Consider the following 20,938-nt stretch of genomic DNA (forward strand, 5'->3'; position numbering starts at 1 on the left):
CCGCACGGAGTCCGCGCGGCCGGCGGTCAGCCCAGGACCTCGATCTCGGAGACGCCTCCGCGGAACCTGCCGGGGGAGCCGTCCGTGGGGAGCTCGGTGATGTGGAGCAGCACGTAGCGTGTGCGGACCGGCTTCTCCAGCCGTACGTCCAGAGCGCCACCGGCCTGCTTCAGCTCGGTGAGCTCCTGCGGGAAGTCGGAGAGGGAACCGGGGGTGTTCGCCCCGGGACCGGCGGCCCGCAGTTGCACGGTCTGGCCGCTGCGGTGGAAGTGGGCCCGGACGGCCGAGACGTCCTGCTCCGACCCGAGGTCGATGATGACGCCACTGCCGTCGCGGCGCTCGGGAAGGTTCCCGAAGTTGGGGTAGCCGTGGTACTCGGGGGTCACCCAGGAGGTTCCCCGGTCGCCGTCGACCGTGTAGCCGATCTTCTCCGGCCGTATGGGGTCACTGCCCGACGGATCGAACACCCGGGCTTCTTCGATGGTCAGTGGGCGCAACTGGCGCGCCGCCTTGTCGTCGGACGAGGCACCCGGTGACGGCTGCGTCGTGCCGGCGGGGTCGTTGCCGCTGCCCTGTCCCAGGAGGCGGTCGGCGATCTGCCAGCTGCCGAGGCCGAGGGCGGCGATGAGGAGCGCGGACACGGTCCACTTGAGCGCCTTTCCCGTACGGGTCTCCAGAGGCGCGGGGAGCGGCGGCACGGGCTGGACGGCGGTGACGTTGTGGTGCTGCTGCGCCCTGCCGTACGAGCCCTGCTGGTACCCCGTGCGCTGGAAGTCCGGGACGGCGGGGAACGTCGGCTCCGGTGGGCGGATGCGGGGCATGGCGGCGACCGCCTTGGCGAGCTCCTCGGGCGTCGTGCAGGGCGGGTCCTGGCGCGAGGCGGTCCCGCCGTCGTTGACGAGTGCCCGCATGGCGAGGTCGGAGAGGCTGCGGTGGACACCGGCCCGCACCTGGTCGGGCGCGATCAGGCCCACGCCCTTCGGCAGCCCGGACAGCCCGTGGGCGTCGTTCTCGTAGGGCCAGCGCTGGGTGAGCGCGGCGTAGAGCAGCGCCCCGATCGCCTCGGTGTCGGTGCGCTCCGGCTGGTCGACGGTGATGCCGCGCAGGGCGGCGTTCACGGCGAGCCCGCGGATCCGGTACTGGCCGGTGGAGGTGCGCAGCACGGCGCTCGGCGTGAGCCGCAGGTGGGCCAGGCCCTCGCGGTGCGCGGCGGCCATCGCCTGGGAGACCTGGCTGACGAGCTGGTAGCAGTCGTACGGCTCCAGAGGCCCGGCGGCGAGGAGAGCCGTCAGTTCGGTGGCGTCGGGGAGCCATTCGTGCACCACGTACACGAGGTCGCCGTCCTCGACCGCGTCGAGGACCTGGACGAACCGCGGGTCCCCGAGCAGGGCGGAGGAACGCGCTGCCGCGAGTACCGAACGCCCTCTGGGGTGGTCGGCCGACAGGACGTGCACCCCGACGGCCCGGCGCAGCTTCTCGTCCACGGCCCGCCAACTGCTGAACCCGTCCAGACGGGTGACGCACTCCTCCAGGCGGTAGCGGCGGGCCAGTTTGTGTCCGCTGTGCAGTTCGGGCGTCGTGAGGGCGGTCTCGTCGCCGGGGTCCCCACCGCCGTCCGTGCCGCGGGAGGACGTGTCCGTCGCGTCCTGTGCTTCCGCCCCGTCGGCCGTGGTCCCGTCCGCCTTGGCGGTCAGCGGGTCGTCGCCGCTGTTGTCGGCCACGTCGACGGCAGCCGTGCTACGTTCCGCCACCGTCGTTCCTGCCTCCCCATCCGATCCGCCACTTGCGACAGCCATGCCAATTGTGCCCACAGTCCGGCGCCATGCACGACACGCGGCGGGCGGCGAAGGTTGTGCGACACCCCCCTCCTAGCGGCCGAGGCGGCCCCGGACCATGCCCACCATGGCGTTGATCTCCTCGATACGCATCTTGCGGGCCGCCACGAAGAACACGGCGATCAGCACCACTCCACCGGCCAGGAGCGCGGCGAGCGATCCCAGGGCGCCCCTGCCGAGCAGGGAGAGCAGACCGAAACCGACCCCGCCGGCGGCCAGGGCCGCCGGTACGGACGCCATCGACAGGCGGGCGTACGTACGGACCACGTGGGCCCCGTCGAGGTCGCCGCCCAGCCGGACGCGCAGCCGGCGCCAGGCGACGCCCACACCGACCATGTAGGCGAGACCGTACGAGGCGGCCATGCCGACGACGGCCCAGCGGGCCGGGAGGACGAGGTAGCACAGCGCCGAAGCGGCGGCGTTGACGGCCGCGACGATGACGGTGTTGTAGAAGGGCGTACGCGTGTCCTCGTAGGCGTAGAAACCGCGCAGGACGACGTACTGGACGGAGAAGGGGATCAGGCCGAGGCCGAACGCCATGAGCATGAAGCCCATGCCGGTCGCGGCCTCCACGCCGCTGGAGGCGTAGAGCAGGGTGCACAGCGGCACGCCGAGCGCCAGGAAGCCGAAGGCGACCGGCACGATCGCCACGGCCGAGTTGCGCAGGCCCTGGGAGATGTCGTCGCGGACGGCGCCCGGGTCGTCGTCGTGCGCGGCGCGGGAGATGCGCGGGAGCAGCGCGGCCATGACGGAGACGGTGATGATGGCCTGCGGCATGCCCCAGATGAGCTGGGCGTTCGAGTAGGCGAGGATGCCCGCGCCGCCCTGGCCCGAGGCTGCTCCGGCGGCCGTGGCCAGCTGGGTGACGACGACGACGCCCGCCTGGTTCGCGAGGACGAACAGCACGGTCCACTTGGCGAGCTTGACCGTCCTGCCGAGCCCTTGGCCCTTCCAGTCGAACCGCGGCCGGAACCGGAAACCCGTCTCCCGCAGGTAGGGGAGCATCGCCAGGGACTGGACGACGAGACCGAGCAGCATGCCGGTGCCCAGCAGCCGGACACCCTCGTCCGGGATGGTGCTGACGCCCATCTCCGTCTCCGAGTGGGCGCCGTACACGTAGATGAAGAGGCCGAAGGTGAAGATGACGACGATGTTGTTGAGGACCGGGGTCCACATCATCGCGCCGAACCTGCCCCGCGCGTTGAGGATCTGACCCATCACCACGTGCACGCCCATGAAGAAGATCGTGGGCAGGCAGAAACGGGCGAAGGTGACGGCGACGCCGTTGGCGTCCGGGTCGGCGGCGATCGTGGGTGACATCGCGTGGATCAGCAGGGGCGCGACGAACACCGCGATGCCGACGATCACGCCGAGCGCGACGATGACCAGGGTGAGGAGGCGGTTGGCGAACGCCTCGCCGCCGTCCTCGTCGTTCTTCATGGCGCGGACGAGCTGGGGGACGAAGACGGAGTTGAGGCCGCCGCCCACGGTGAGGATGTAGATCATCGTCGGGAGGGTGGACGCGACGGTGAAGGTGTCACCGAGCAGGGCCGCACCCAGGGCGCCCGTGACGACCAGGCTGCGCAGGAAGCCCGTGAGTCGGGACACCAGGGTCCCCGCCGCCATCACGGCGCTCGACTTCAGCACGCCGGACGCGCGTCCGCCGGACTTCTTCGGCGGCAGGGGCGCCACGGGCTCCAGCGTCGGGGGCGGCTCGGGGGCGGCTGCCGGCGGCTGCCCCTGGCCCCGCTGGTCACGGTAGAGGTGGGCGAACGCGTCAGGGGCCGGACCGTCGTCGTCGGCGGCGTGGGCCACGAGGTCGTCGACCCCGGTGAACTGCACCGTCCGGGCGTCGTCGCCGTACGGCAGGTGGCGGGAGGGGCCGTCCGGCTCCGGTGGCGGGGTCTGCGCCCACACCCGCGGGTCGGGCGCGTACGGCGGAGCGGCCGGCTGCTGGTAGAGCGGACGGGGCTCCTCGTAGGTGCCCGGCGGGGGCGGCGGATGCGCCGCCCGGTCGTAGAGCGCCTCACCGACCGGATCCTGCGACGCGAGGTCCCGGGAGCGGTAGGGGTCGTGGTCGTAGGCGTGCTGGACGTAGGGGTCCGGCACGTGCGCGCCCTGGGCGTAAGGCCCCTGGTCGCCCTGCGCGTAGGGGTCCTGCGGAGCCGGCCGGGCAGCGGGGGGCACGTGCCCCGGCGCCGGGCCGGACGGGCCGCTGCCCGAGGGCGCACTGCCGCCCGCGCCCTGGCCGCGGTCACCGTCGTACGGCGCGTTCATGGTTACCCCACCTCATCGTTTCCGGCCGGCCGGCCACGACATCGCTCAACGGTCCACTTTCTCACCCGGGCCGGACGGCTCCGCGCTTTCCGGTCCGGTGTCCGGTTCCGGGTCACTCGCCTGCACGGGATCGTCGCCCTCCGCGACCGGGGGGACGGTGTCCGGGCCGTCGGCCGGGTCGGCGTCCCCGCCGCGCGCAGCGGCGCGCTTGCGCTGGGTGTACATCCTGACACCGGCGAGGACGAGCAGCAGCACACCGCCGGCGATGACGAGCATCACCGTCGACGTGATCTCCGAGACCTTGACGGTGAACTCCATCTGCGGGCCGTACCGCCGGCCGTCCTCGGTGTACAGCTGGGCCCTCACCGGGACCGGGCCGTTCGCGTTGGCGGAGGCCGTGAATTTCACGGACTGGCTGTGGCCCCCCTCGATGCGTACCGGCAGCTCGGCGATGGCCTTGCCGTCGTTCAACTTGAGCCGTGTCGGCTTGGTCGACTCCAGCCTGAGGACGAGGTGGTGCACCCCCTGCACCAGTTTGTTCTGCACGGTCACCGGGATCGTGGCACTACGGCCCGACAGGGTCAGGTCCGACTTGTCGATCAGCTTCACCTCGCCCGTGAGGCTCTCGAGGTGGGCCTGCACGCTCCGGCCGTAGGCAGCCGCCTCCACCGGGCGGCCCCGCCAGGAGGTGGACATCTCCCGCTTGATCGCGTTGCCGAACGGGGTCACCACGCGGTGGGCGGCGGTGAGGATGACCTTGAAGTTGTCCAGGGTGTCCTGGGTGGTGCGCACCTGCTGGAAGACCGTCATCGGCAGTTCCCGCCGGGCCAGCTCCCGCGGGTACTTCCGGGCGGAGGGCACCCCGGTGGTCGCCTTGGGGTCGGGCTTCACCGCGGTGGCGGCGATCACGTCGGACGGCTGGGTCCAGCGCTGCGCCCCCAGGACCCGCAGGGCGTCGGCCAGGGACTCCGCCTGGGAGCCCGTCGGCATGCGCTGGGGGGCGACGACGACGCTGCGGCCGGTGCCTGGCCGTTCCTGGGTGACGGCGAGCGTGTGGGCCAGGAACCGCTGTACGGCGAGCGTCGCGTCACCCGACCGCGCCATGTCGCCCTGGAAGGCCGTGGAGAGTACGGCGTCCGACACCACCGCGGTGGTCCCGCCGCCGATGGGCCGGGCGGCGTTGGGTGTGTACGACAGGTCCTCGCGCATGCTGTCGCTGCGGGTGATGACCTTGTCCGCGCCGGCCGAGGTGGCCACGTCGATGATCGACGGGTCGACCGCGCCCTCCGCGGGCCAGGCGTACTCGACCGACGGCTTCACGTGGAGGATCGTCTCCACGGCGGACTCGGCGAGCTCCGTGGCCGGCCGCAGATGGCTGAGGGAGCTGGAGACGCGGCCGCCCCGGTGGGCGAGCGAGGCGAGGTCGGGGTCGCCGTAGGGCAGCGCGACGACCTTGTCGCCCTGTACTGCCTTGTCGAGGGCGTCCAGCCACTGCTTGGCCACGGTCTGGTTCTTGCCCGCGACGGTGGTGTCCCCGCTTCTGACCTGGTACTCCCCGGTCATCGCCTCGACGGTGGTCAGGAGGTCGGGGTCGATGACCCAGGTGACGGGCAGTTCCGCGCCGAGGGTGACCATCCGCTCCAGCCGCCCGCCGGGCGCCAGCTCCGCCGCGAGCCCGTCGCTTTCGAAGACCGGCGTCTGCTGGTCGTCGGAGCCCGTCTCGGCGGACAGGTGCGCCGGGGAGATCAGCGGCCACAGGACCGTGAGCTGCGTCTTGCTCCCGGTGGCGGCGGGCTGCCAGGGCAGGAAGGTCCGCTCGATGCCCAGTACCTCGTCGTACGGGTTGCTCGGCGTGCGCCCGGAGAGCGTGACGCCCAGCTGGTAGACGCCTTCGTCGTCGAGGCCGAGCTTGTCGACCGGCACGGTGAGGGCGAACTCGCGGCTGGTGCCCGAGGGCAGTTCCGGCAGGGTGACGGTGAAGGTGCCGCCGAGGGCCTTGCCGTCCTCGTCCACCGAGAACCCGGTGCGCCGTGTGGCGTCCTCGATGGCCCCCCGGCTGGAGAGCCGGGGACCGACGTGGACATCGACCCGCGCCTGGTCCACGGTCTCCCGGCCCTGGTTGGTGACCGTGCCGCCGATGCTGAGGGTGTCCCCCTTCACCGGGGCGCTCGGGGACAGTGTGTCCAGCGCCACATCGACGCCACCGGCGCGGGTCGGCGTCCGGACGCTCCTGTCCGGGCTGCGGTCGGACGGCGCGGCGGACGCGCTGGGCACCTGGACGAGCCCGACCATGAGCGGGACGGCGGCGACGGCAGCGGCCGCCCGCCGCAGCCAGCGGCGGGCAGGGGAGGGATCGGTGCCCTGGATGTCTGCCGCCTCGGCCACGCGCTCGTCCGTCCCTCGTCGTCTTGTGCCGTCGGTCCCTGCCGGTTCCCGCGTCCACGCATGGTAACGAGGCGCCCCGCGGCTAAGTGCTGCGGAGTGGTCGACGAGATCACCACGGGAGGGCGGGGAGGGGAGCCGCTGGGAGGGGAGAGCGCCGGGAATCGAGGAGGCTGCGCCGGGCGGGGCCACGTACCCTCTTCTGTTGTGCCGAACGCCAACGAAGACACCCCGACTGCCCTGAGCCAGGTGCAGCGTCGCGCGGTCAGCGAGCTGCTGCGCGTCTCCCCGGTCGCCGACGATCTCGCTCGCCGATTCCAGGAGGCCGGTTTCCGCCTGGCTCTGGTCGGCGGTTCGGTACGGGACGCGCTGCTCGGCAGGCTCGGCAACGACCTCGACTTCACCACGGACGCCCGACCCCAGGACGTGCTCAGGATCGTCCGTCCGTGGGCGGAGGCCGTGTGGGAGGTCGGCATCGCGTTCGGCACGGTGGGGGCGCAGAAGGACGGTTACCAGATCGAGGTGACGACGTACCGCTCGGAGGCGTACGACCGCACCTCGCGCAAGCCCGAGGTCTCCTTCGGCGACTCCATCGAGGAGGACCTCGTCCGCCGGGACTTCACGGTCAACGCGATGGCGGTGGCGCTCCCCGAGAAGGAGTTCGTCGACCCGCACGGTGGACTGGAGGACCTCGCGGGGCGGGTGCTGCGTACGCCCGGCACGCCGGAGGAGTCCTTCTCCGACGACCCGCTGCGGATGATGCGGGCGGCGCGGTTCGCCGCCCAGCTCGACTTCGAGGTGGCACCCGAGGTGGTGTCCGCGATGAAGGGGATGGCCGAGCGGCTCGACATCGTCTCCGCGGAGCGGGTGCGGGACGAGCTGAACAAGCTGGTCCTCTCCGCCCACCCCCGCAAGGGTCTGACGTTGCTCGTCGACACGGGGCTCGCCGACCGGGTGCTGCCGGAGCTGCCGGCGCTGCGTCTGGAGAGCGACGAGCACCACCGCCACAAGGACGTCTACGAGCACTCCCTGATCGTGCTGGAGCAGGCGATCGACCTGGAGGAGGACGGTCCCGACCTGGTCCTGCGGCTGGCGGCCCTCCTGCACGACATCGGCAAGCCGCGCACCCGGCGGTTCGAGCCCGACGGGCGGGTCTCCTTCCACCACCACGAGGTGGTGGGCGCCAAGATGACCAAGAAGCGGCTGACCGCGTTGAAGTACTCCAACGACATGGTCAAGGACGTCTCCCGGCTGGTGGAGCTGCACCTGCGGTTCCACGGCTACGGCACCGGCGAGTGGACCGACTCCGCGGTCCGGCGCTATGTGCGGGACGCCGGTCCGCTGCTGGGCCGACTGCACAAGCTGACCCGCTCCGACTGCACGACCCGCAACAAGCGCAAGGCCGCCGCGCTGTCCCGGGCCTACGACGGGCTGGAGGACCGCATCGCCCAGCTCCAGGAGCAGGAGGAGCTGGACGCGATCCGTCCCGACCTCGACGGCAACCAGATCCAGGAGACCCTGGACATCCGGCCGGGTCCCGAGGTGGGCCGGGCGTACAAGTTCCTCCTGGAGCTGCGGCTGGAGAACGGCCCCATGGGCCAGGACGCCGCGGCGGCCGCCCTCCGGGAGTGGTGGGCGGAGCAGGGCTGACCGCACCGCCGTCCGCCGCGTCGTGTTTCACGTGAAACACGACGGGTGACCGAGGCGAGATGGTGGAGGGGGGCGGTGTTTCACGTGAAACACCGCCCTTTCCCTCATATGCGGGGGCCACGGGCGAGCGCGCCCGCCGACAGCGCGTACAGCGTGGCGACGGCCACGATGAGCAGCGGCGAGCGGCCGTCCAGTGGCAGCACCAGGGCGGCCGCCCCGGCCGCCGCCACGAAGGCGACGTTGAAGAGCATGTCGTAGAGAGCGAAGACCCTCCCTCGGTACGCGTCGTCGACCGACCGCTGGACGACCGTGTCCGTCGCGATCTTGGTCCCTTGGGTGACGACGCCCAGGACGTAGGCGGCGACGAGGGTGGGGGCCGGGGCGAAGAAGAGCCCGAGGGCCGGCTCCAGTACGGCGGCCGCCCCGGCGCACACCGCCATCCAGCCGAAAGCCCCGAACCGGCCCGCTGCCCAGGGAGTGACCACGGCCGCGGTGAGGAAGCCCGCTCCCGAGACGGCGACCGCGAGCCCCAGCAGGGCCAGCCCATCGGAGCCGTCGGAGCCCCAGGCGTACCGGCTCAGCATCAGCACCATCACCGTCAGCGCGCCGTAGCAGAACCGCGCCAGCGTCATCGCGGCCAGAGCGCGGGCGGCGGGGCGCCGCTCCGCCAGGTGGCGCAGGCCGCTCCACAGGCCGCGGGCCGTCGCCGTCAGTGCCGCGCCGATCCGGGCGGGGACCGGGTCGGGTTCCGGACCGAGGAGGTCCCGACCCATGCGCAGCGAGGCCAGGGCCGACAGGAGGTACAGGGCCGCGCCCACCAGGACGACCGCGGCGTCGGAGTCGGCGACGGTCAACCGTACGGCGAAGGCGAGCCCACCGCCGGCCGTCGCGGCGAGGGTGCCGGCGGTGGGCGAGAGGGAGTTGGCCGCCAGCAGGCGGTCGGTGTCCACGACCCGCGGGAGGGCCGCCGAGAGTCCGGCGAGGACGAAGCGGTTGACCGCGGTGACGGAGAGCGCCGAGGCGTAGAAGAGCCAGTCGGGCACGGAGGCGAGGACCAGCAGCGCGGTGACCCCGGCGAGGAGCGCACGGAGCAGGTTGCCGTAGAGCAGGACCTGGCGGCGGCGCCAGCGGTCGAGGAGCACGCCCGCGAAGGGCCCGACGAGGGAGTAGGGCAGCAGCAGGACCGCCATGGCGGAGGCGATGTCGGCGGGCGTGGCCTGTCGCTCCGGGGAGAAGACCACGTACGCGGCGAGCGCGACCTGGTAGACACCGTCGGCGCACTGGGAGAGCAGTCGCACGGCGAGGAGGCGGCGGAAGTTCGTCAGGCGCACGAGTACGCGCAGATCACGCACGACAGGCATGCCGACAAGCGTCACACACGGGTGAGGCCCCCGGGCACACGCCACGGGGGCCTCAACACCGGGAGGCGGGGCCTCCCTTGGAGCGTGGAGACTAGCGCTCGACCTCGCCCTTGATGAACTTCTCGACGCTCTCGCGGGCCTCGTCGTCGAAGTACTGGACCGGCGGGGACTTCATGAAGTACGAGGAGGCGGAGAGGATCGGGCCGCCGATGCCGCGGTCCTTGGCGATCTTCGCGGCGCGCACGGCGTCGATGATGACACCGGCCGAGTTCGGGGAGTCCCAGACCTCGAGCTTGTACTCGAGGTTCAGCGGGACGTCACCGAAGGCACGGCCCTCGAGGCGGACGTAGGCCCACTTGCGGTCGTCCAGCCAGGCCACGTAGTCCGACGGGCCGATGTGGACGTTGTTCTCGCCGAGGTCCCGGTCGGGGATCTGCGAGGTGACGGCCTGCGTCTTGGAGATCTTCTTGGACTCCAGGCGCTCACGCTCGAGCATGTTCTTGAAGTCCATGTTGCCGCCGACGTTCAGCTGCATCGTGCGGTCCAGGATGACGCCCCGGTCCTCGAACAGCTTCGCCATGACGCGGTGCGTGATGGTGGCGCCGACCTGCGACTTGATGTCGTCGCCGACGATCGGCACACCGGCCTCGGTGAACTTGTCCGCCCACTCCTTGGTGCCGGCGATGAACACCGGGAGGGCGTTCACGAAGGCGACCTTGGCGTCGATGGCGCACTGCGCGTAGAACTTGGCCGCGTCCTCGGAGCCCACGGGCAGGTAGCAGACGAGGACGTCGACCTGCTTGTCCTTGAGGACCTGGACGATGTCCACCGGCTCCTCGGCGGACTCCTCGATGGTCTGGCGGTAGTACTTGCCGAGACCGTCCAGGGTGTGGCCGCGCTGGACCGTGACGCCGGAGTTCGGCACGTCACAGATCTTGATGGTGTTGTTCTCGCTGGCGCCGATGGCGTCGGCCAGGTCGAGGCCCACCTTCTTCGCGTCCACGTCGAAGGCTGCGACGAACTCGACGTCCCGCACGTGGTAGTCGCCGAACTGGACGTGCATCAGCCCCGGCACCTTGCCCGCCGGGTCGGCGTCCTTGTAGTACTCGACGCCCTGCACCAGCGAGGCGGCGCAGTTGCCCACGCCGACGATGGCTACGCGAACCGAACCCATTCCGGTTGCTCCCTGTTTGTTCTCGACGAGTCCCTGCGGTGCGCAGGGACTCACTTGGTGGTGTCGTCGGACGGATCCGGCCGGGTACTGCCCCCGTGCCGGGGCAGGCCGCCCGTTTCTTCGGATGTCCTGTCCTGCTCCGCGGTGTCCGCCGAGGCCTCGGCGTCGGATCGCCGCTGGTCGCGCCCGGCTCGCTCGCTCTCGATGAGCTCGTTCAGCCAGCGCACCTCGCGTTCGACGGACTCCATGCCGTGCCGCTGGAGTTCGAGCGTGTAGTCGTCGAGCCGCTCGCGGGTGCGCGCCAGCGAGGCGCGCATCTTCTCCAACCGCTCCTCAAGGCGGCTGCGCCGGCCCTCCAACACGCGCATGCGGACGTCGCGCTCCGTCTGGCCGAAGAAGGCGAAGCGGGCGGCGAAGTGCTCGTCCTCCCAGGAGTCCGGTCCCGTGTGGGTCAGCAACTCCTCGAAGTGCTCCTTACCTTCGGCGGTCAGCCTGTAGACGATCTTCGCGCGCCGCCCGGAGAGGGATGCGGCGAGGGCGTCCTCGGGGGCGCTGCCCGGCTCCTCTATCAACCAGCCGTTTGCGACCAAGGTCTTGAGGCAGGGGTAGAGGGTGCCGTAGCTGAAGGCCCGGAAGATCCCCAGTGAGGTGTTGAGCCGCTTGCGCAGCTCGTAGCCGTGCATCGGGGCCTCGCGGAGCAGGCCCAGGACGGCGAACTCGAGGATGCCGGAGCGCCTGCTCATCAGCCGCCTCCTCCTCCACGCCGCTCGTTATGCCGCCCTGATGTATCGGTTCGATACATCCTGACGATAGAACGGCAGTGCTGAGCCGACAAGTGGGCCGAAGGTGAACGGCGTCACATCAACAATTCGCAGTAGGCGAGTTGCGTGGTTTGGGGTGAACTCGGGCGCAAGGGGGGTTTTGGCCGTGCGTAGTCTGTGCGGCATGCACACCAGGGGGAACCGCGAGGCGACGGGGGACGTCATCGTCGTGGGTGCATGGAGGACGGGCCTGGCGGCCTCGTCCGACCCATTTCGGGGGGACCGGAACTCAGCTGCCGCTTCCAGGCGTACTCGCCTGCCCGAGGAGTAGTCGTTCGATGAGCGAGCACCGTCGTAAACCGCCGCAGCCGCAGGGTGGCGGCCGCGCCGCGGCCCGGCGCGCTGCCCAGCAGCCCGGCCACCGGCCGGCGCGGGATGTCAGTACAGGATCCCCTTCCGACCCGTACGGCGAGGCCCGGCCCTACGGCGGGCGCGCCGAGGCGCGGCGGGCTGCCCAGCGCGGCGGCCGGCGCCGTGGCGCCGACGGCGCGGGCGGGTCGGGGGGCCACGGTGGAGGCCGCCGGGGCACCGGTGGTGGGGGGTACGAGGGCGGCGGCCGGGGAGGGGGACGACCGGGCCGCAAGCGGCTGATCGACTACCCCCGACACGACCGGTACGGCTGGCGTCGCTGGGTGCCGTCCTGGAAGCTCGTGTCCGGCCTGTGCATCGGTTTGCTGGCCTCCCTCACGGGTGCGGCGACGCTCGCGTACGCGATGGTGGAGCTCCCGGACCCGGACAAGGCCGCGACGGCCCAGAACAACGTCTACTACTGGGCGGACGACACCCAGATGGCCGCCACCGGCGGCGAGGTCAACCGGCAGATCATCGGGTACGGCGACATTCCCAAGGCGATGCAGGACGCCGTGGTCTCGGCCGAGAACAAGACGTTCTGGACGGACTCCGGCGTCGACCCGATGGGCATCGGCCGTGCCCTGTTCAACATGGCCACCGGCGGCGAGACCCAGGGCGGCTCGACCATCACCCAGCAGTACGTCAAGAACAACCGCTTGAACAACCAGTCGCAGACGCTGGACCGGAAGTTCAAGGAGCTCTTCATCTCCATCCGGGTCAACACGGAGTTGTCCAAGAAGGAGATCATGGCGGGCTACCTGAACACCTCGTACTTCGGGCGGGGCGCCTACGGCATCCAGGCCGCCGCGCGCACGTACTTCGGCAAGGACGCCAAGGAGCTGGAAACGCATGAGTGCGCGTTCCTTGCCTCCCTGCTCAAGGGTTCCACGTACTACGACCCGGCCGGTTCCCCCGAGATCGACCCCAAGGCGACCTCCGAGGCCAACACCGAGCGGGCGACGAAGCGCTGGAACTGGATCCTCGACGAGATGGTGAAGGACGGGGAACTGGACGCCGCACAGCGCGCGACGCTCAAGTTCCCGCAGGTCAACCCGCCGCAGAAGCAGGCGAAGCTCGGTGGGCAGGTCGGCTACCTGGTGGACCTGGCCAAGGCGTACTTCATCAACAACAACGAAGAGGGCATCACCGCCGAAGACCTCTCCAAGGGCGGTTACGAGATCAAGACGACCTTCGACAAGAAGAAGGTCGACGCCCTGGAGAAGGCCGTCCAGAAGACGTACGACGAGCACATCGATCCGGCGAAGCGCCCGAAGACGGACACGCACGTCCAGTTCGGTGGCGCCTCCGTCGATCCGGCGACGGGTGCGATCGTCGCCATCTACGGCGGTACGGACGCGACGAAGCACTTCACCAACAACGCCGACCAGACCGGTGCCCAGGTCGGTTCGACGTTCAAGCCGTTCGTGCTCGCGGCCGGCATGGAGCGCGGTGTCCGCGATCCCAACAAGCCGGAGAACCAGGGTCCCGAGGACCGCACGAAGATCGACCCCGACACGGCGATCTACAACGGCGCCAACAAGTTGAAGATCCGCAGGTACGACGGCAGTACCTGGCGGGACGAGAATGACAACGAGTGGCTCCAGGTCAACGACAACGACGAGAGCTACCCGGACATCAACCTCCGCGAGGCGATGATCCATTCGGCCAACTCGCCGTTCGTCCAGCTCGGCATGGACATCGGCATCAAGGAGGTCAGGGAGACGGCCATCTCCGCCGGCCTCCTGAAGAGCAGCCTCGCCCAGGGCGACGTGCCGTCGTTCTCCATCGGCATCTCCGACCCGAGCGCCATCCGGATGGCGTCCGCCTACGCGACGTTCGCCGCCAACGGTGAGCAGCGCGACCCGTTCTCGGTCACCGAGGTGAAGCGGAACGGCGTCGTCGTCTACCGCCACGAGGACAAGCCGAAGCGCGCCTTCTCGACCGCGATCAGCAGCAACATCACCGACGTGCTCGTCGACGTCGTGGAGAAGGGCACCGGCAAGAAGGCCCGTCTCCCCGACCGCACCGCGGCCGGCAAGACCGGCACCACCGACGGCAACAAGTCGGCCTGGTTCGTCGGGTACACCCCGCAGCTCGCGACGGCGATCGACATGTACCGCCTCGACGACGACGCCAACAACAAGAACCGCAAGTTCGAGGAGATGTTCGGCACGGGTGGCCGTGAGAAGGTCCACGGCTCGTCCTTCCCGTCGGAGATCTGGAAGGCGTACATGACCGAGGCGCACAAGGGCCTGCAGGTGAAGCGGTTCCCCGCGCCGGAGGACCTGGACGCCGAGCCCGTGTACGGCGGCGGCGCGAAGACCCCCGAGCCGACCCCGAGCGCGGAGCCGTCCTCGTCGCCTTCCCCGTCGACGTCGACCTCACCGTCCCCCACCCCGTCGGTCCGCCCCTCGCAGTCGAAGCCGGGGAAGCCCGAGGAGACCTGCGGCCCGTTCGACTGGGACTGCGAGTCGGAGAACGGGGGCACCGACGCCGGGACCACCGACGGGACCGACTCCGGTGGAACGGTGGACGGCGGCAACACCACCGACGGCGGGGCCACCGAAGGCGGCCAGAGCAGCGAACCACCGACGACCGGCGGCAGCGCCGCCAACGGCGGCAACGGCAACGGGAGCGGAACAGGAGGCTGGTTCGGCGGAACGGGCGGCTAGCGCCCCTCCCCGGCCCCGCCTCCGGCCGCCCGGCGGCCTGCCGGGCCCGCCTTGCCGGACCGACTCCCCCGCGAGGGCCGTCGCACCCCGTACGCGCACCGCGCGTACACCGGGTGCGGCGGCCCTCGCCGCCTTCCCTGCCGGATACGGCAGGATGTCCCGCATGCCGAGCCCAGAGAAGACGAGCGCCCCCCACGACCGGCGGCCCGTCGTGTGCCCCACGCGCCGGGACGAGGTCGCCGCCGCGGGCAGCGAGCTGATCGGCGGCCCAGTCGGCCGCCGAGCCCGGCTCGGAACCTCCGACCTCACGCCCGTGCGGGTCATCGCGTTGGTGACGATCGGCATGTTCGCGCTCGGCATGGTGCAGAAGCTGCCCTGCTACAACTGGGCCTGGTTCCGCGGCGCCGCCTCCCAGTACACGCACGCCTGCTACTCCGACATCCCGCACCTGTTCGTCGGCCGCGGGTTCTCCGACGGGCTGATCCCCTACTTCGACCGGTTCCCCGGTGACATGCAGTACCTGGAGTACCCGGTCCTCACGGGCCTCTTCATGCAGGTCGCAGCGTGGCTCACGCCCAGCGGGGGAGACCTCCAGTACCGGGAGCAGATGTACTGGATGGCCAACGCGGGCATGCTGCTCGTCTGTGCCGCGGTGATCGCGGTCTGCGTCGCCCGTACTCACCGGCGCCGTCCCTGGGACGCCCTGCTGGTCGCCCTGGCGCCGGCCTTCGCGCTGAACGCCATGATCAACTGGGACCTGCTCGCCATCGCCCTGACCGCCGCCGCAGTGCTCATGTGGAGCCGGGGTCGCGCCCTCGCCTTCGGGGTCCTGCTGGGCCTCGCCACGGCAGCCAAGCTCTACCCCTTCCTGCTCCTCGGACCGCTCCTCGTCCTCTGCTGGCGGGCCGGGAAGTGGCGGCCCTTCGCGGTGGCCCTGCTGGGTTCCGCCGGCGCCTGGCTCGCGGTGAACCTGCCCGTGATGGTGCTGGCGCCCGAAGGGTGGAAGAAGTTCTACGTCTTCAGTCAGGAGAGGAACATCGACTTCGGTTCCTTCTGGCTGGTGCTCACCCAGCGTGCCGACCTCGACCTGGAGATCGAGACGGTCAACACGACGGCCAGCGTGCTCATGCTGCTGGCCTGCGCCGGGATCGCCGCGCTGACCCTCACCGCGCCGCGCCGCCCCCGTTTCGCGCAGCTGGCGTTCCTGGTGGTGGCCGCCTTCATCCTGACCAACAAGGTCTACTCACCGCAGTACGTGCTGTGGCTGATCCCGCTCGCGGCCCTGGCCCGGCCGCGGTGGCGGAGCTTCCTGGTGTGGCAGGCGTGCGAGGTGGCGTACTTCCTCGGCATCTGGATGTACCTCGTGTACGTCACCACCGACAGCAAGCAGGGGCTCCCGCCCGACGGCTACCACTTCGCCATCGTGCTGCACCTCGCCGGGACGCTGTACCTGTGCGCCCTGGTGATCCGCGACATCCTGCGCCCCGAGCTGGACGCGGTCCGCCAGGACGGCTCCGACGACCCCTCCGGCGGGGTCCTGGACGGCGCCCCGGACGTCTTCGTCGTCGGCGGGGCGGCACGGGCGTGGCACGAGGACGAGGAGACGGCTCGGGTCGACGGTGACCGCCCGGGCGCTGTTTCACGTGAAACAGCTTGAAGGGCCGCACCCGACGGGGTGCGGCCCTTCCATGGCGCGCGGAACCGATGAGGCGACCTAGCGGTCGACGATCCGGTCGTACTGCGTGGTGGTGTGCCGCAGGTGCGCGACCAGCTCGTCGCCGACCTGCGGCTCCTGGGCGTCCGACGGGACGAACAGGATGGACACCTGCATGTGCGGGGGCTCCGCGAACCAGCGCTGTTTGCCCGCCCACACGAAGGGCGAGAGGTTCCGGTTGACCGTCGCGAGACCGGCCCGCGCGACGCCCTTCGCACGCGGCATCACGCCGTGCATGGCCTTGGGCGCCTCCAGGCCGACGCCGTGCGAGGTGCCGCCGGCCACGACGACCAGCCAGCCGTCGGACGCGGCACGCTGCTGCCGGTAGCCGAAGCGGTCCCCCTTCGACACGCGGGTGACGTCGAGCACCGCGCCCCGGTACTCCGTCGCCTCGTGGTCGCCGAGCCACAGCCGCGTACCGATGCGGGCGCGGAACCGGGTCTGCGGGAACTGCTGCTGGAGGCGCGCCAGCTCCTCGGCCCGCAGGTGGCTGACGAACATGGAGTGGAGCGGCAGCCGGGCGGCGCGCAGCCGGTCCATCCAGCCGATGACCTCCTCGACGGCGTCGGAGCCGTCGGTGCGGTCCAGCGGGAGGTGGAGGGCGAACCCCTCCAGGCGCACGTCCTCGATCGCCGAGTGGAGCTGCGCCAGCTCGTGCTCGTGGACGCCGTGCCGCTTCATCGAGCTCATGCACTCGATGACGACCCGCGCGCCCACGAGGGCGTGCACGCCGTCCACGGACGACACGGAGCGGATGACGCGGTCCGGGAGCGGGACCGGCTCCTCACCCCGGCGGAACGGCGTCAGGACGAGCAGGTCACCACCGAACCAGTCCTTCATCCGGGCGGCCTCGTAGGTGGTGCCGACGGCGAGCATGTCGACACCGAAGCGGTTGACCTCCTCGGCGAGACGCTCGTGACCGAACCCGTACCCGTTGCCCTTGCAGACCGGGATGATCCCGGGGAACTGGTCGAGCACGGACTTCTGGTGCGCCCGCCAGCGAGCGGTGTCGACGTACAGGGAGAGCGCCATGGACGGTCCGGACCCTTTCTGTGGGCGTGGGGTGTCGGGTGTGACGAGTCGTGCGGGACGTGTACGAGCGTACGACTGCCTCAACGCTGAGGCAGGGGCATGCCCCTGCCTCAGCGGCGGGACATGTACATGTCCAGCGCCTTGTGCAGCAGCTTGTTCAGCGGGAAGTCCCACTCGCCGATGTACTCGACGGCCTCGCCGCCCGTGCCCACCTTGAACTGGATCAGGCCGAAGAGGTGGTCCGTCTCGTCCAGCGAGTCCGAGATTCCGCGCAGGTCGTACACCGTCGCGCCCATGGCGTACGCGTCGCGCAGCATGCGCCACTGCATGGCGTTCGAGGGGCGGAACTCGCGGCCGACGTTGTCCGAGGCGCCGTAGGAGTACCAGACGTGCCCGCCGACGACGAGCATCGTCGCGGCGGAGAGGTTCACGCCGTTGTGCCGCGCGAAGTACAGCCGCATGCGGTTGGGGTCCTCGTTGTTGAGGACGGTCCACATGCGCTGGAAGTAGGACAGCGGGCGGGGCCGGAAGCGGTCGCGGACGGCCGTGATCTCGTACAGGCGCTGCCACTCGGCGAGGTCCTCGTAGCCGCCCTGGACGACCTCGACGCCGGCCTTCTCGGCCTTCTTGATGTTCCGCCGCCACAGCTGGTTGAAGCCCTTGAGGACGTCGTCCAGCGAACGGTTGGCGAGCGGGACCTGGAAGACGTAGCGGGGCTGCACGTCGCCGAAACCGGCCCCGCCGTCCTCGCCCTGCTGCCAGCCCATCTTGCGCAGCCGGTCCGACACCTCGAAGGCGCGGGGCTCGATGTGCGTGGCCTCGATGTCCCGCAGGCGCTTCACCTCGGGGTCCTGGATGCCCGACTTGATCGCCGGGGCGTCCCAGCGGCGGATGACCACCGGGGGGCCCATCTTGACCGAGAACGCACCCTGGTTCTTGAGGTGCTGGAGCATCGGCTGGAGCCAGTCGTCCAGGTTCGGGGCGTACCAGTTGATGACCGGGCCCTCGGGCAGGTAGGCCAGGTACCGCTTGATCTTGGGGAGCTGGCGGTAGAGGACCAGCCCCGCACCGACCAGCTGCCCGTCCTTGTCGAACCAGCCCAGGTTCTCCGAGCGCCACTCGGTCTTCACGTCGGCCCACGCCGGAACCTGGCAGTGACTCGCCGCCGGAAGGCTCTGGATGTATGCCAGATGCTGCTCTCGGCTGATGGTCCTCAGGGTCAGGCTCATGCGGGGCGCTCCTCGGCAGGTATGTCCCCCATCGGTACAGGGGTTCCAGCTCTCGCGCCGAAGCCTACTGGCACGGAGGAGCGCCCCGACTGGCCGTACTGCGCGAGTGGCTAGCCGAGCAGGCCGCCGAACAGACCGCCGCGGGCCATCCCGAGGAAGAAGCCGACCGCCGATGCGCCCAGACCCACGATCAGGAAGGTCCGCTCCCGGGTGGTCACCGAGACGTACTGACCGTACGCGCCCGTGACGATGCCCACGAGGCCGGCCCACGAGCTGATCAGGTGGAGGCTGTGGAACTGCGCGGTGATGAAGGCGAGCGCACCCAGAACCAGGGTCACGGCCATCAGTGTGTCCTGGAGGGGATGGGGCTTGCCGTCCGTGGCGAAGAGGGAAGAGGACGGACGGTGGAACGCCTGAGCCATGAGGCACCTCCTGGCTTGCCGGAAGGCGGCGCACTGTAACGCCGCCCGCACCCGATGTGTCCAGATTGCGGCCTCCGGGCACCGGATTTCAACCGGAAGCCTCTGTGCGGGTACTCTGTACGGTCTGCACCGGTGTCTGCCCATGCCCGGAAACGGGTGGGGCGGCGGCCGCACTGCGGTCGGCCCACCGCCGACCCGTGGCCGTTGTCAGTGGGCCCCGATACCGTTGCGCACGCATCACGACCCTCCTGCCACGGAACGACCGTGGCCGCTGAGTCCAAAGGAGGTGGGTTCCACATGCGTCACTACGAGGTGATGGTCATCCTCGACCCCGATCTCGAGGAGCGCGCTGTCTCCCCGCTGATCGAGAACTTCCTCTCCGTCGTCCGTGAGGGCAACGGAAAGGTCGAGAAGGTCGACACCTGGGGCCGTCGTCGTCTCGCTTACGAGATCAAGAAGAAGCCCGAGGGCATCTACTCGGTCATCGACCTGCAGGCCGAGCCTGCGGTCGTCAAGGAGCTCGACCGCCAGATGAACCTGAACGAGTCGGTCCTCCGGACCAAGGTCCTCCGCCCCGAGATCCACTGAGCCTCCGGCTCACGGTCATCGGGTCCGAGTAGCAGCAAGCAGCCAGAAGCAATCCCGCCGAGAGGTTCCCCATGGCAGGCGAGACCGTCATCACGGTCGTCGGCAATCTTGTCGACGACCCCGAGCTGCGCTTCACCCCGTCCGGTGCGGCGGTCGCGAAGTTCCGCGTCGCGTCCACTCCCCGCACCTTCGATCGCCAGACCAACGAGTGGAAGGACGGCGAGAGCCTGTTCCTGACCTGCTCGGTCTGGCGCCAGGCGGCGGAGAACGTCGCCGAGTCGCTCCAGCGAGGCATGCGCGTCATCGTGCAGGGCCGGCTGAAGCAGCGGTCCTACGAGGACCGCGAGGGCGTCAAGCGCACGGTCTACGAACTGGACGTCGAGGAAGTCGGCCCCAGCCTCAAGAACGCCACGGCCAAGGTCACCAAGACCACCGGCCGCGGCGGTCAGGGCGGGTTCGGCGGCGGCCAGCAGGGCGGCCAGGGCGGCGGCAACTGGGGCGGTGCCCCGGGCGGCCAGCAGGGCGGCGGCGCTCCCGCCGACGACCCCTGGGCCAGCAGCCCGCAGTCCGGCGGCCAGCAGGGCGGCCAGGGCGGCGGCAACTGGGGCGGCGCTTCCGGCGGCGGCTACTCGGACGAGCCTCCCTTCTAGGGACGGGCTCGTACCCCACTTCTTGATCACACAGGAGAAACACCATGGCGAAGCCGCCTGTGCGCAAGCCTAAGAAGAAGGTCTGCGCGTTCTGCAAGGACAAGACCGCGTACGTGGACTACAAGGACACGAACATGCTGCGGAAGTTCATTTCCGACCGCGGCAAGATCCGTGCCCGCCGCGTCACCGGCAACTGCACGCAGCACCAGCGTGACGTCGCCACGGCCGTCAAGAACAGCCGTGAGATGGCGCTGCTGCCCTACACGTCCACCGCGCGATAAGGGAAGGGTGACGTACTGATGAAGATCATCCTCACCCACGAGGTCTCTGGCCTCGGTGCTGCCGGCGACGTCGTCGACGTCAAGGACGGTTACGCTCGCAACTACCTGGTCCCGCGTGGTTTCGCGATCCGCTGGACCAAGGGTGGCGAGAAGGACGTGGCGCAGATCCGCCGCGCCCGCAAGATCCACGAGATCGCGACCATCGAGCAGGCCAACCAGATCAAGGGCCAGCTCGAGGCCGTCCAGGTGCGCCTGGCCGTTCGCTCCGGCGACGCCGGCCGCCTCTTCGGCTCCGTGACCCCGGCTGACATCGCCTCGGCGATCAAGTCCGCCGGTGGCCCGGAGGTCGACAAGCGTCGTGTCGAGCTCGGTTCGCCGATCAAGACCCTGGGCTCGCACCAGGTGTCCGTGCGTCTGCACCCCGAGGTCGCCGCGAAGCTCGGTGTCGAGGTCGTCGCTGCCTGAGCCCTGCCCGCGCAGAGCTGAGCACGTGGAGGGC

At 70.4% G+C, this 20,938-nt stretch carries 16 protein-coding genes; 7 read left to right on the forward strand and 9 right to left on the reverse strand.

The features are described from left to right. Window positions 1–26: 26 nt before the first annotated feature. The 3 genes from LPA54_RS10670 to LPA54_RS10680 all read right to left on the reverse strand — a co-directional run bounded on the left by LPA54_RS10670 (window position 27) and on the right by LPA54_RS10680 (window position 6,497). A complete protein-coding gene (locus tag LPA54_RS10670) occupies window positions 27–1,751 on the reverse strand; it encodes a protein kinase family protein (protein ID WP_228976205.1) in 1,725 nt (574 codons plus the stop codon). A 117-nt stretch (window positions 1,752–1,868) separates the two neighbouring features. Continuing rightward, complete coding sequence (murJ, locus tag LPA54_RS10675) at window positions 1,869–4,112, reverse strand: murein biosynthesis integral membrane protein MurJ (RefSeq protein WP_228976207.1); 2,244 nt, start codon at window positions 4,110–4,112, stop codon at window positions 1,869–1,871. Between the two features lie 45 nt (window positions 4,113–4,157). After that, on the reverse strand, window positions 4,158–6,497 hold the full coding sequence (locus LPA54_RS10680; RefSeq protein WP_228976209.1) for a DUF6049 family protein: 2,340 nt from the start codon (window positions 6,495–6,497) through the stop codon (window positions 4,158–4,160). Between the two features lie 204 nt (window positions 6,498–6,701). Here LPA54_RS10680 and LPA54_RS10685 point away from each other — a divergent pair, with 204 nt between their 5' ends. Continuing rightward, window positions 6,702–8,144 (forward strand): CCA tRNA nucleotidyltransferase, encoded by a 1,443-nt coding sequence (locus LPA54_RS10685; RefSeq protein ID WP_228976211.1) that lies wholly within the window; start codon window positions 6,702–6,704, stop codon window positions 8,142–8,144. Window positions 8,145–8,248: 104 nt separating this feature from the next. On the opposite strand, the gene LPA54_RS10690 is transcribed toward LPA54_RS10685, so the two are convergent. The 3 genes from LPA54_RS10690 to LPA54_RS10700 all read right to left on the reverse strand — a co-directional run bounded on the left by LPA54_RS10690 (window position 8,249) and on the right by LPA54_RS10700 (window position 11,422). Next, window positions 8,249–9,505, reverse strand: coding sequence for an MFS transporter (locus tag LPA54_RS10690; protein WP_228976213.1), 1,257 nt, complete (start codon window positions 9,503–9,505; stop codon window positions 8,249–8,251). A gap of 91 nt (window positions 9,506–9,596) precedes the next feature. Further along, a complete protein-coding gene (locus tag LPA54_RS10695) occupies window positions 9,597–10,679 on the reverse strand; it encodes an inositol-3-phosphate synthase (protein ID WP_228976215.1) in 1,083 nt (360 codons plus the stop codon). 50 nt (window positions 10,680–10,729) lie between these two features. Continuing rightward, window positions 10,730–11,422 carry a PadR family transcriptional regulator gene (locus tag LPA54_RS10700; RefSeq protein ID WP_228976217.1) on the reverse strand — a complete coding sequence of 231 codons (693 nt, stop codon included), beginning with the start codon at window positions 11,420–11,422 and terminating at the stop codon, window positions 10,730–10,732. A 356-nt stretch (window positions 11,423–11,778) separates the two neighbouring features. Here LPA54_RS10700 and LPA54_RS10705 point away from each other — a divergent pair, with 356 nt between their 5' ends. Further along, entirely contained in the window at window positions 11,779–14,523 is a 2,745-nt protein-coding gene (locus tag LPA54_RS10705) for a transglycosylase domain-containing protein (protein WP_228976219.1), read from the forward strand. A 163-nt stretch (window positions 14,524–14,686) separates the two neighbouring features. Continuing rightward, entirely contained in the window at window positions 14,687–16,180 is a 1,494-nt protein-coding gene (locus LPA54_RS10710) for a glycosyltransferase family 87 protein (protein WP_228976220.1), read from the forward strand. A 57-nt stretch (window positions 16,181–16,237) separates the two neighbouring features. On the opposite strand, the gene LPA54_RS10715 is transcribed toward LPA54_RS10710, so the two are convergent. From LPA54_RS10715 to LPA54_RS10725, 3 genes are all read right to left on the reverse strand, one after another. Then, window positions 16,238–17,269: an alanine racemase gene (locus LPA54_RS10715; RefSeq protein WP_228976222.1), complete on the reverse strand. Its 1,032-nt coding sequence runs from the start codon at window positions 17,267–17,269 to the stop codon at window positions 16,238–16,240. Between the two features lie 110 nt (window positions 17,270–17,379). Then, window positions 17,380–18,498 carry a peptidoglycan bridge formation glycyltransferase FemA/FemB family protein gene (locus tag LPA54_RS10720; RefSeq protein WP_058943636.1) on the reverse strand — a complete coding sequence of 373 codons (1,119 nt, stop codon included), beginning with the start codon at window positions 18,496–18,498 and terminating at the stop codon, window positions 17,380–17,382. A gap of 110 nt (window positions 18,499–18,608) precedes the next feature. Then, on the reverse strand, window positions 18,609–18,920 hold the full coding sequence (locus LPA54_RS10725; protein ID WP_228976223.1) for a hypothetical protein: 312 nt from the start codon (window positions 18,918–18,920) through the stop codon (window positions 18,609–18,611). Window positions 18,921–19,217: 297 nt separating this feature from the next. On the opposite strand from LPA54_RS10725, the gene rpsF reads away from it, so the two are divergent. From rpsF to rplI, 4 genes are all read left to right on the forward strand, one after another. Continuing rightward, a complete protein-coding gene (rpsF, locus tag LPA54_RS10730; protein ID WP_015609864.1) occupies window positions 19,218–19,508 on the forward strand; it encodes a 30S ribosomal protein S6 in 291 nt (96 codons plus the stop codon). A gap of 71 nt (window positions 19,509–19,579) precedes the next feature. Continuing rightward, window positions 19,580–20,158, forward strand: coding sequence for a single-stranded DNA-binding protein (locus LPA54_RS10735; protein WP_228976224.1), 579 nt, complete (start codon window positions 19,580–19,582; stop codon window positions 20,156–20,158). Window positions 20,159–20,202: 44 nt separating this feature from the next. Then, window positions 20,203–20,439 (forward strand): 30S ribosomal protein S18, encoded by a 237-nt coding sequence (gene rpsR / locus LPA54_RS10740; RefSeq protein ID WP_005315025.1) that lies wholly within the window; start codon window positions 20,203–20,205, stop codon window positions 20,437–20,439. 18 nt (window positions 20,440–20,457) lie between these two features. Further along, window positions 20,458–20,904 (forward strand): 50S ribosomal protein L9, encoded by a 447-nt coding sequence (gene rplI / locus LPA54_RS10745; protein ID WP_228976227.1) that lies wholly within the window; start codon window positions 20,458–20,460, stop codon window positions 20,902–20,904. The last annotated feature ends 34 nt before the right edge of the window (window positions 20,905–20,938 follow it).

It is taken from the genome of Streptomyces sp. DH12 (assembly GCF_020873895.1).
Taxonomy (GTDB): Bacteria; Actinomycetota; Actinomycetes; order Streptomycetales; family Streptomycetaceae; genus Streptomyces.

What these genes read in the sequence shown, in the direction of transcription:
- rplI (WP_228976227.1), top strand. Translation starts at nt 20,458, where the DNA reads ATGAAGATCATCCTCACCCACGAGGTCTCTGGCCTCGGTGCTGCCGGC.
- LPA54_RS10700 (WP_228976217.1), bottom strand. Translation starts at nt 11,422, where the DNA reads ATGAGCAGGCGCTCCGGCATCCTCGAGTTCGCCGTCCTGGGCCTGCTC.
- LPA54_RS10695 (WP_228976215.1), bottom strand. Translation starts at nt 10,679, where the DNA reads ATGGGTTCGGTTCGCGTAGCCATCGTCGGCGTGGGCAACTGCGCCGCC.
- rpsR (WP_005315025.1), top strand. Translation starts at nt 20,203, where the DNA reads ATGGCGAAGCCGCCTGTGCGCAAGCCTAAGAAGAAGGTCTGCGCGTTC.
- rpsF (WP_015609864.1), top strand. Translation starts at nt 19,218, where the DNA reads ATGCGTCACTACGAGGTGATGGTCATCCTCGACCCCGATCTCGAGGAG.
- LPA54_RS10710 (WP_228976220.1), top strand. Translation starts at nt 14,687, where the DNA reads ATGCCGAGCCCAGAGAAGACGAGCGCCCCCCACGACCGGCGGCCCGTC.
- LPA54_RS10705 (WP_228976219.1), top strand. Translation starts at nt 11,779, where the DNA reads ATGAGCGAGCACCGTCGTAAACCGCCGCAGCCGCAGGGTGGCGGCCGC.
- murJ (WP_228976207.1), bottom strand. Translation starts at nt 4,112, where the DNA reads ATGAACGCGCCGTACGACGGTGACCGCGGCCAGGGCGCGGGCGGCAGT.
- LPA54_RS10720 (WP_058943636.1), bottom strand. Translation starts at nt 18,498, where the DNA reads ATGAGCCTGACCCTGAGGACCATCAGCCGAGAGCAGCATCTGGCATAC.
- LPA54_RS10690 (WP_228976213.1), bottom strand. Translation starts at nt 9,505, where the DNA reads ATGCCTGTCGTGCGTGATCTGCGCGTACTCGTGCGCCTGACGAACTTC.
- LPA54_RS10725 (WP_228976223.1), bottom strand. Translation starts at nt 18,920, where the DNA reads ATGGCTCAGGCGTTCCACCGTCCGTCCTCTTCCCTCTTCGCCACGGAC.
- LPA54_RS10735 (WP_228976224.1), top strand. Translation starts at nt 19,580, where the DNA reads ATGGCAGGCGAGACCGTCATCACGGTCGTCGGCAATCTTGTCGACGAC.
- LPA54_RS10715 (WP_228976222.1), bottom strand. Translation starts at nt 17,269, where the DNA reads ATGGCGCTCTCCCTGTACGTCGACACCGCTCGCTGGCGGGCGCACCAG.